Source organism: Roseibium sediminis, from assembly GCF_008711325.1.
Lineage (GTDB): Bacteria > Pseudomonadota > Alphaproteobacteria > Rhizobiales > Stappiaceae > Roseibium > Roseibium sediminis.
On record NZ_VXDB01000002.1, the window covers coordinates 320,102 to 328,152 of the forward strand.

Genomic DNA, 8,051 nt, shown 5'->3' on the forward strand with positions numbered 1-8,051 from the left:
TCACCCGCCGCTGCGCGTCGACCTCTCCCCATGGGAGAGGTGTAGGGGATTGTGCAGGTTCGTCTTCCTCGGCCTTGAGCCGAGGATCTACCCAAACTCGCAGCACGGTAAATGGTCGGGTCAGGCCCGATCAAAACGACGAAGAAGTTTGATCAAGACGGCTACGCTCATAAATGGCCGTTTTACGCTTTCTCTTCGTTCGTCATCCCGGCCAAGCGAAGCGCGAGCCGGGATCGGAGAGCCCCTCATTTCACAGCAAGGTATCGGGCACCCCGGCCCCGGATCTGCGCGCGGCTTCGTCCGGGGCGACGGTGGAGAGTTGGTGCGTACCCGCTTATTCGATCAGGAGAGAGGCGCATCCATCCCAAAACAAAAAAGGGCAGCTGATGCCGCCCCTTTTCGTCTGTCTGTGACCGTGGTGATCAGATGTAATCGCCGTGGGAGACGAAGTTGGAATTCGTCAGGAGGCCCTTTTGCTCCAGAAGGTCCAGAACCTTCTGGGCAGCGACTTCCGGATCGCCGGTGTTTTCGATGCGAAGTTCCGGGTTCTCCGGGGCTTCATAGGGGCTGTCAATGCCGGTGAAGTTCTTGATCTCGCCGCGATCTGCCTTGGCGTAGAGCCCTTTCGGGTCGCGCTTGCGGCATTCGTCGATGGGTGTGTCGACGAAAATCTCGATGAACTCTCCATCGTCCAGCATGTCGCGCACCAGTTGGCGTTCAGCCTTGAAGGGCGAGATGAAGGAGACCAGCGTGATGAGACCGGCATCCGTCATGAGCTTGGCGACTTCGCCAACGCGGCGGATGTTTTCCACCCGGTCCGCGTCGGAAAAGCCAAGGTCCTTGTTGAGACCATGGCGGACATTGTCACCGTCTAGCGTGTAAGTGTGACGGCCCTCCAGATGGAGTTTCTTTTCCACGATGGAGGCAATGGTTGACTTGCCCGAACCGGAAAGCCCCGTGAACCAAAGAACAACCGGCTTCTGGCCGAGCTTTTCCGCCCGAGCGGCCTTGTTCACATCCAGCGCCTGCCAGTGAATGTTCGTGGCGCGGCGCAGCGCAAACCAGACCATGCCAGCCCCAACGGTGGCGTTGGTCATCCGGTCGATCAGGATGAAGGCACCGGTCGTGCGATTGGCTTCATAGGGATCAAAGGCAATTGGCGACGCGGTGGTGAGATTGCAGAAGGCGATCTCGTTCAGGTCCAGCGTTTTGCCCGCGGTATGCTCGAACGTGTTGACGTTGATCTTGTGCTTGATCTCGCTCACCGTCGCATTGACGGTCTTGGTGCCGTTCTTCAAGAGATAGGACCGACCGGGCAGCAAGGCATCGTCCGACATCCAGATGAGATGGGCTGCCAGTTGGTCCGCCACATCCGGACGGGCAGCAGGATCTGCCAGAAGGTCGCCACGGGAGATATCGATCTCGTCTTCAAGCGTGAGAGTGACCGCATCCCCTGCCCGTGCAGCCTCCACCTCGCCCAAGGGAGAGATGATCTTTTCCACGCGGGAGGTTTTGGCGGGACCGGCTACGACGATCTCGTCGCCGACCTTCACCCGGCCACTGGCCACCGTTCCCGAATAACCGCGGAAATCGAGGTTCGGGCGGTTGACCCACTGGACGGGAAAGCGGAACGGGGCTTCCAGCTCATGCTCGCCCACCTGAACCGCTTCCAGATGCTCCAGCAGCGTCGGGCCGGCAAACCACGGCATTTTCTCGCTTTTGCCCGTCACGTTGTCGCCATAGCGGGCGGACATGGGGATTGCCTGCAGGGTTTCGAAGTCAAAACCGCTGGCAAACTGTTCGAATTCGGCCTTGATCTGGTTGAAGCGCTCTTCGGAGAAGTTCACCAGATCGATCTTGTTCACCGCCAGAACCACATGGCGAATACCAAGCAGCGAGGCAATGAAGGCATGGCGGCGGGTCTGTACCATCAGGCCATGGCGCGCATCGACCAGCAGAACGGCAAGATCAGCGGTCGAAGCGCCGGTCGCCATGTTGCGGGTGTATTGCTCGTGGCCCGGCGTATCAGCGACAATGAACTTGCGCTTGTCGGTGGCAAAGAAGCGGTAGGCGACATCGATCGTGATGCCCTGCTCGCGCTCGGCTTCCAGACCGTCCACCAGAAGGGCAAGGTCGATATCCTCGCCCACCGTGCCGTGACGGCGGGAATCCTTTTCCAGCGCTGCCAGCTGATCCTCGAAGATCAGCTTGGTGTCATAGAGCAGACGCCCGATCAGGGTCGACTTGCCGTCATCCACGGAACCGCAGGTCAAAAAGCGCAGCTGGTCCTTTTGCTCCTGGGCGGCAACATAGTCGGCAACCGCTTCTTCGGCGGAATAGAAATCTTCAGCAACGGACATGATCAGAAATACCCTTCGCGCTTTTTCTTTTCCATGGAGGCACTTTCGTCCTGGTCGATGAGACGGCCCTGACGTTCGGATGTGCGGGCAATCAGCATCTCGCGGACAATGGCTTCCAGTGTGTCGGCATTGGATTCAATCGCACCGGTCAGCGGGTAACAGCCGAGTGTGCGGAAGCGGATCATCTTCTCTTCGACCGTCTCGCCGGGTTTGATCTCCATGCGCTCGTCATCGACCATGATCAGCATGCCATCGCGGTTCACCACCGGACGCTTGGCGGCAAAGTAAAGCGGCACCATCGGGATGTTCTCCGTCAGGATGTATTGCCAGATGTCGAGCTCGGTCCAGTTGGAGAGCGGAAACGCGCGGATGCTCTCGCCCTTGGAAACGCGGGCGTTGTAGAGGTTCCACAGTTCCGGGCGCTGGTTCTTCGGGTCCCAGCCATGAGAGGCATTGCGGAAGGAAAACACGCGTTCCTTGGCGCGGGACTTTTCCTCGTCGCGGCGCGCGCCGCCAAAGGCGGCGTCAAAGCCGTATTTGTCGAGTGCCTGTTTCAACGCTTCCGTTTTCATCACATGGGTGTGAAGGGACGAGCCGTGAGAGAACGGGCCGATGCCCTTTTCCAGACCTTCCGGATTGGTGTGAACCAGCAGCTCCAGACCAAGCCGCTTGGCGGTCTCATCGCGGAAGGTGATCATGTCCCGGAACTTCCAGGTCGTGTCGACGTGGAGCAGCGGGAACGGCGGCTTCGAAGGGTAAAATGCCTTCATGGCAAGATGCAGCATCACGCCGCTGTCCTTGCCGATGGAGTACAGCATCACCGGGTTGCGGAACTCGGCCGCAACCTCGCGGATGATGTGAATGCTCTCGGCTTCAAGACGCCGCAAATTGCTCAGGCGATCCTCTGGGAGGGTCATGTCAGGGGCCTCGTTTGGTCAATACTCGTCCTACGCGGGCGGAAAGGCCCACGGCAGATTGATTTGGGTCGTGTGGTTTCGCTCAGCTCAGGTGTTCAAGTATTCGCCGATCACCAAGGGCTATGAAATCCGGGTTCAAAAGGTCCGATTTGCGCGCAGTGCCTGGAACCTCATAGGTTAGCGGCATCCTGTCATCGCGCCGCACAGTCACTCCGCCGGCGGCTCGCAGAACCGCGTCGCCAGCGGCAATATCCCACTGCATCGTCGGCCCCATGCGCGGATAGACATCGGCCTTCCCGGCTGCAAGCCAACAGAGTTTCAGCGAGGAGCCGACGCAGATGCGTTCCTTCACATCAAGCCTGGCTATCAACTGTTCGGTTTCCTGCGAAAGATGCGACCGGCTGGCAAGCAGCGTCAGGTTATCGAGGTCTGCTTCGCGCACCGTGATTTCTGCAACGTCTTCGATCTTGTCACTGACAACTTGTCCGCTGAAAGCTGCAACCTTGCCACCGTTGAGACTTCCGCCCCAGCAGATGTCTCCCTTCACCGGAGCAGACACCACGCCAAAAACCGGCGCGCCATTCTCGATCAGGGCAATATTGACGGTGAACTCGCCGTTCCGATTGACGAACTCGCGTGTGCCGTCCAGCGGGTCGACGAGAAAGTAGCGCGTTCCGCAATTTGGCAAATGCCCCGCCTCAACTGCTTCTTCCGCCACAACCGGAATATCGGGAAACAGCGCATTCAGGCCACCGAGGATGATGTCTTCCGCAATCTGGTCTGCCTTGGTAACCGGCGAGCCGTCTGCCTTGCTGTCAATGTCACAGCCCTCTTCATAGATAGCGACGATTGCAGCCCCGGCCTTCAAGGCAAGGTCCAGAACGCTGACCTCATTTGGGCTCTGCTGCCGAATTGTATCTATATTCAAGGACATTCCTGGCTCCGGAGGCACCGTCGCAGAGGCTTTATGGCGGTGCATGTTCAACATGTGCGCATCATTTCAGAAGGCGATGCGAACACAAGAAATATCGTTCCGCCAAAATTCTCGAACGTAGAATGTCTTTGTGAATCAATACGACTGAAACCGCTTACACGGCTTGCATGCATGCAGTTGGGGGCTCAACCCTTGCCGGGGCCAATGTGTCGCAATGACATTTCAGGTCACCAAAGCTACCTGTCTGTTGGTTCCTGTCAGGCTCACGCTTGGCGAATTTAGACCCGCAGCTTGAGGCAAATGACATGTGCACGACCCAAACCGGCGACACTGAGAAAAGCTGGTCGGCCATCGAACCCTACAAGACGGGTCCGCTTGGTCGCTGCCCCCGGTGCGGGGAAGGCAAGCTTTTCAAGGGCTTTCTTACTCTGGCGCCGTCATGCGAAAAGTGTGGACTTGATTATTCCTTTGCAGATCCTGCCGACGGACCGGCATTCTTTGTTATCTGTTTTGGCTGCGTGCCGAGCTTTGCCATGGCCATGTGGATTGAGCTCGCCTTCCAGGCTCCCTATTGGGTTCACTTGGTTACCAGCCTTCCATTTCTCATTCTGACCTGTGTTCCGCCCTTGCGCCCGCTGAAGGGTTGGCTTGTTGCTAGTGAGTATTTTTACAAGGCTGGGGAAGGAAAACTGAAAACCAACCATTAATTTACTTCCATATATTCGAACCATCATTTTTACACTTTGGTCGGTATTTCCATTTTTCAAACAATTTTACACTTTTCTTTCACGATTAGGCTCGATTTTCGGAGATCGAGTTCACCGTAATTCAACGATTTTTGCGTAATACACGTAAAGATGGCATTCTACAGATAACAGAGATTGGCTATGGCCTTGACCGAAGATCCGAACAACAACGTACCCCCAGCCGAAGAAAACGCTCAAGCAGAGCGCGCTCCGCGTATGCGGGTACTCAAAAAGGGCAAGATCCTGTTTGAAAACGGGACGCGGAGCTACACGGTAACTGTACGGAACATCTCCGAAACCGGCGCCCGACTGCAACTTTCAGACCCGCAAGCTGTGCCACTTGAGTTTGTTCTGCAGGTGGAACTGGACAATTTCCGCGTTCCATGCCGAAGGGTCTGGGATGAGGGCCTGCTTTATGGCGTCGAATTCACCGGCGAAAAAGAGCTGCTCGGCCATGAACCGGTTCATCAGGCGGTTCAGTCTGCGGAGAGCATCCGCAGCAGTTTCCAGACCTATGGAATGAGCACAAGTACCACGGACACCACGTCCGATAACAATCCGGGCGGGACAGTCCGCCGTTCGTCCAAGCCCGGCTTTGGGCGTCGTGGCGGGTAAGAGCTGATCCCAACTGCTTTGATTAAGCTGTTAGCCCGGAGACCGCAGTCTCCGGGCTTTGTTGTTTTTTGCCTATCCCGGTGCCCCACCTGCCTGCCTCCTGAGCAAGCCGGTCCCGACATGGGCAACGTAACCAAACCATCCTCCAACACAGCCTGGTGAGCTTCAGAATCTCATACCCGTTGACGAGAATAACTGGCTACAGCCTTCGGTAGAGCGCAACGCCAATGTCCAGACCGGGCAATCCACGTTGCCCACCCCGCACCGGGCGACTCTCACCCTTGGCGTAAAAGAAAAGCCCGCAGAACCTGTTTCCTGCGGGCTTTATTCCGTCTAAATCTTTCTCAAGCATCAGCCAGACAGATAAGGCGGCGGAAGCTTCTTGTAGATGGCATCTGCGATCGTGTTGATCATGTTCGCAGCTCCGGCCTTTACGGGGCCTCCATAGACATATCCGTCCCAAGTGGAGAGCTGGCTCCAGCCGTTCTGACTGGGATTGCCGAAGAGGACAAACTGCTTGCGTTCCTGGTCAATCAGGTTGTTGTTTTCCCAGGCAGACTTCAGACCAGCCCAGGTTCTGGGCATGTTTGCGGGATAAGTGTGACCAGCTGCGGTCTGGTTGATATTGGACCAGTTGCCCGGAGAGTCTGCCGGTGCATCTGTCCAGAGAGCAACCACTGGAAAAACCGCCTGACGACTTTCTGTTGGCTTATACCAAGTGGACCTAAGACCTTCATTGAAACACTCTAGACCAGCTTCGGGAATATCTCCCCCGCCATTCGCACGCTCAGAGTTCACAAAATTCTTGAAATCGTTGTTTTGCTTCGGCAACTCCAGAAATTGGGACGCCTTCATTCCGTAGGATGTTGCCCACCAATAGCGCCCTGCATAACCCCAAGGATCGTCATAATCCCAGTAATAAATCGGACGCACACGCACGACATCAATCTGGCGCCCAAGCTCACGTAGGCGTTTTTTCAGATCCTTTTCGAAGTTCAGGGCATTTTGCTGAACAGCAGAAAGAGCAAATCCCATACTCCCGGTCGCATCAATGCACATGACGAGATCGAGAATGTTCTTCTGCCCCCCACCCGTCGCGGTCGACTTCAGATAGGTCTTCATGTCCTCAAAGCCGAAGATACCCATGAATGTGGTCGGCAGGGAAATCGTGGCATTGACGGTTACTTCATTCGTTCCCTTGTTGATTGCCACTTTGAAATCAGACAAGGTTGCGCCGTAGATGTTCACATCACCTGCACGGGCCGTGTAACTGTCTAGAGCTGCCTTTCGAATTTCAGAATCGCTACCAAAATCGGAATACTTGATCGCAGCTGCAAGGCTGGCCCCGTCAAGGCTGTTGATCATCTTTGACTTGACACTGATGAGTCTCGAATAGTCAACGGCGACACCGACGGCCAGAATGAGAAGCATCATCAAGAATGCCCCCAAGATGGCAACAACACCGCGCTGGTCTTCCTTGAAGCCAGACAAACGCAGAAATATTTCACTCATGACGCACAGACTCACCTAAATAACTTTAGCGAACCTTACGTAAGAGCAATTAAAGAATAATAAAAACGTTCATATAAACGCATGTATTAAGCTAAATACATAATTCGTTTACCTTAATATTTTCTCTATATTCGAAACCGCGCACAAAATTGCACTGCCAAGCCGACGCATGCAAAAGAGCCGCGCCAAATCAAATATTGATATTCGGAGAAAGTGGCTGGGGTGGAAGGATTCGAACCTTCGCATGGCGGTACCAAAAACCGCTGCCTTACCGCTTGGCTACACCCCAATGCCGTGGAGACGCTGTATAACGGCGGCAGATGCGATAGGCAAGCCTTGGCCCCTATCTTTTTCCCCCTGCCCGCGCGTGTTTTCCCCAGCCTGTTTTTCGTCTTGAGGCGTTCGGAAGACCTTCCCGCCAATCTTGCAACGGCATGAAATCATGGAAAGAACAGGCATATGCCCCTTAATGGCAAGAATGCAGTCCGCACCGGAGCAGCCCCACCGGCGCGGCGCATGGGCAAGATATGAAGCAGGAAGCAGCGCTGCGCCAGACTGGGGAAATGCAGCCCTTCCGGCATGCGCAAATTTTTCACAGGATGATTTGCAAACCCCTTGCGGATGCAAATAAGCGGTGGTATCTACCCCTCCCATCGGCGAGGCATTGCCCGCCACGCGAGGAACCTTTTGGTTTTTCGCATCCAGGAAGTCGGAGTGTAGCGCAGCCTGGTAGCGCACCTCGTTCGGGACGAGGGGGTCGGAGGTTCGAATCCTCTCACTCCGACCATTTTTTCGAATCAACCAGATTTGATCCTGGCACGCCTGATGGCGTTGGCTAAAACGCGCGCTGTTACCCTGCATATTTGGCTGAAGTTTGCTGCGCATAATCGCCTTTCCGTTATTTGCCACTAGCTGGACACCCGCAAAAACCTCGCGCTGTTGGATGATTTCTGATTCACTGGCTTCA

The 8,051-nt window shown here is 55.6% G+C and carries 6 protein-coding genes and 2 tRNA genes; 3 read left to right on the forward strand and 5 right to left on the reverse strand.

Features of this window, described 5'->3' with window-relative positions; genetic code table 11:
- Positions 1-422 precede the first annotated feature (422 nt).
- From cysN to cysQ, 3 genes are all read right to left on the reverse strand, one after another.
- Complete coding sequence (gene cysN, locus F0155_RS03445) at positions 423-2,360, reverse strand: sulfate adenylyltransferase subunit CysN (protein ID WP_150523068.1); 1,938 nt, start codon at positions 2,358-2,360, stop codon at positions 423-425.
- A 2-nt stretch (positions 2,361-2,362) separates the two neighbouring features.
- Positions 2,363-3,277: a sulfate adenylyltransferase subunit CysD gene (gene cysD / locus F0155_RS03450; RefSeq protein WP_150523069.1), complete on the reverse strand. Its 915-nt coding sequence runs from the start codon at positions 3,275-3,277 to the stop codon at positions 2,363-2,365.
- A gap of 82 nt (positions 3,278-3,359) precedes the next feature.
- On the reverse strand, positions 3,360-4,211 hold the full coding sequence (cysQ, locus tag F0155_RS03455) for a 3'(2'),5'-bisphosphate nucleotidase CysQ (protein ID WP_150523070.1): 852 nt from the start codon (positions 4,209-4,211) through the stop codon (positions 3,360-3,362).
- Between the two features lie 305 nt (positions 4,212-4,516).
- Between cysQ and F0155_RS03460 the strand changes: the two genes are divergently transcribed.
- Together F0155_RS03460 and F0155_RS03465 are read left to right on the forward strand one after the other, a co-directional pair.
- Complete coding sequence (locus F0155_RS03460; protein WP_150523071.1) at positions 4,517-4,918, forward strand: DUF983 domain-containing protein; 402 nt, start codon at positions 4,517-4,519, stop codon at positions 4,916-4,918.
- A gap of 180 nt (positions 4,919-5,098) precedes the next feature.
- A complete protein-coding gene (locus tag F0155_RS03465) occupies positions 5,099-5,572 on the forward strand; it encodes a PilZ domain-containing protein (RefSeq protein ID WP_150523072.1) in 474 nt (157 codons plus the stop codon).
- Positions 5,573-5,923: 351 nt separating this feature from the next.
- On the opposite strand, the gene F0155_RS03470 is transcribed toward F0155_RS03465, so the two are convergent.
- Together F0155_RS03470 and F0155_RS03475 are read right to left on the reverse strand one after the other, a co-directional pair.
- Positions 5,924-7,084 (reverse strand): TadE/TadG family type IV pilus assembly protein, encoded by a 1,161-nt coding sequence (locus F0155_RS03470; protein WP_150523073.1) that lies wholly within the window; start codon positions 7,082-7,084, stop codon positions 5,924-5,926.
- A gap of 214 nt (positions 7,085-7,298) precedes the next feature.
- A tRNA-Gln gene (locus F0155_RS03475) sits at positions 7,299-7,373 on the reverse strand.
- 421 nt (positions 7,374-7,794) lie between these two features.
- On the opposite strand from F0155_RS03475, the gene F0155_RS03480 reads away from it, so the two are divergent.
- Positions 7,795-7,871: transfer RNA gene (locus F0155_RS03480), tRNA-Pro, on the forward strand.
- Positions 7,872-8,051: the final 180 nt, after the last annotated feature.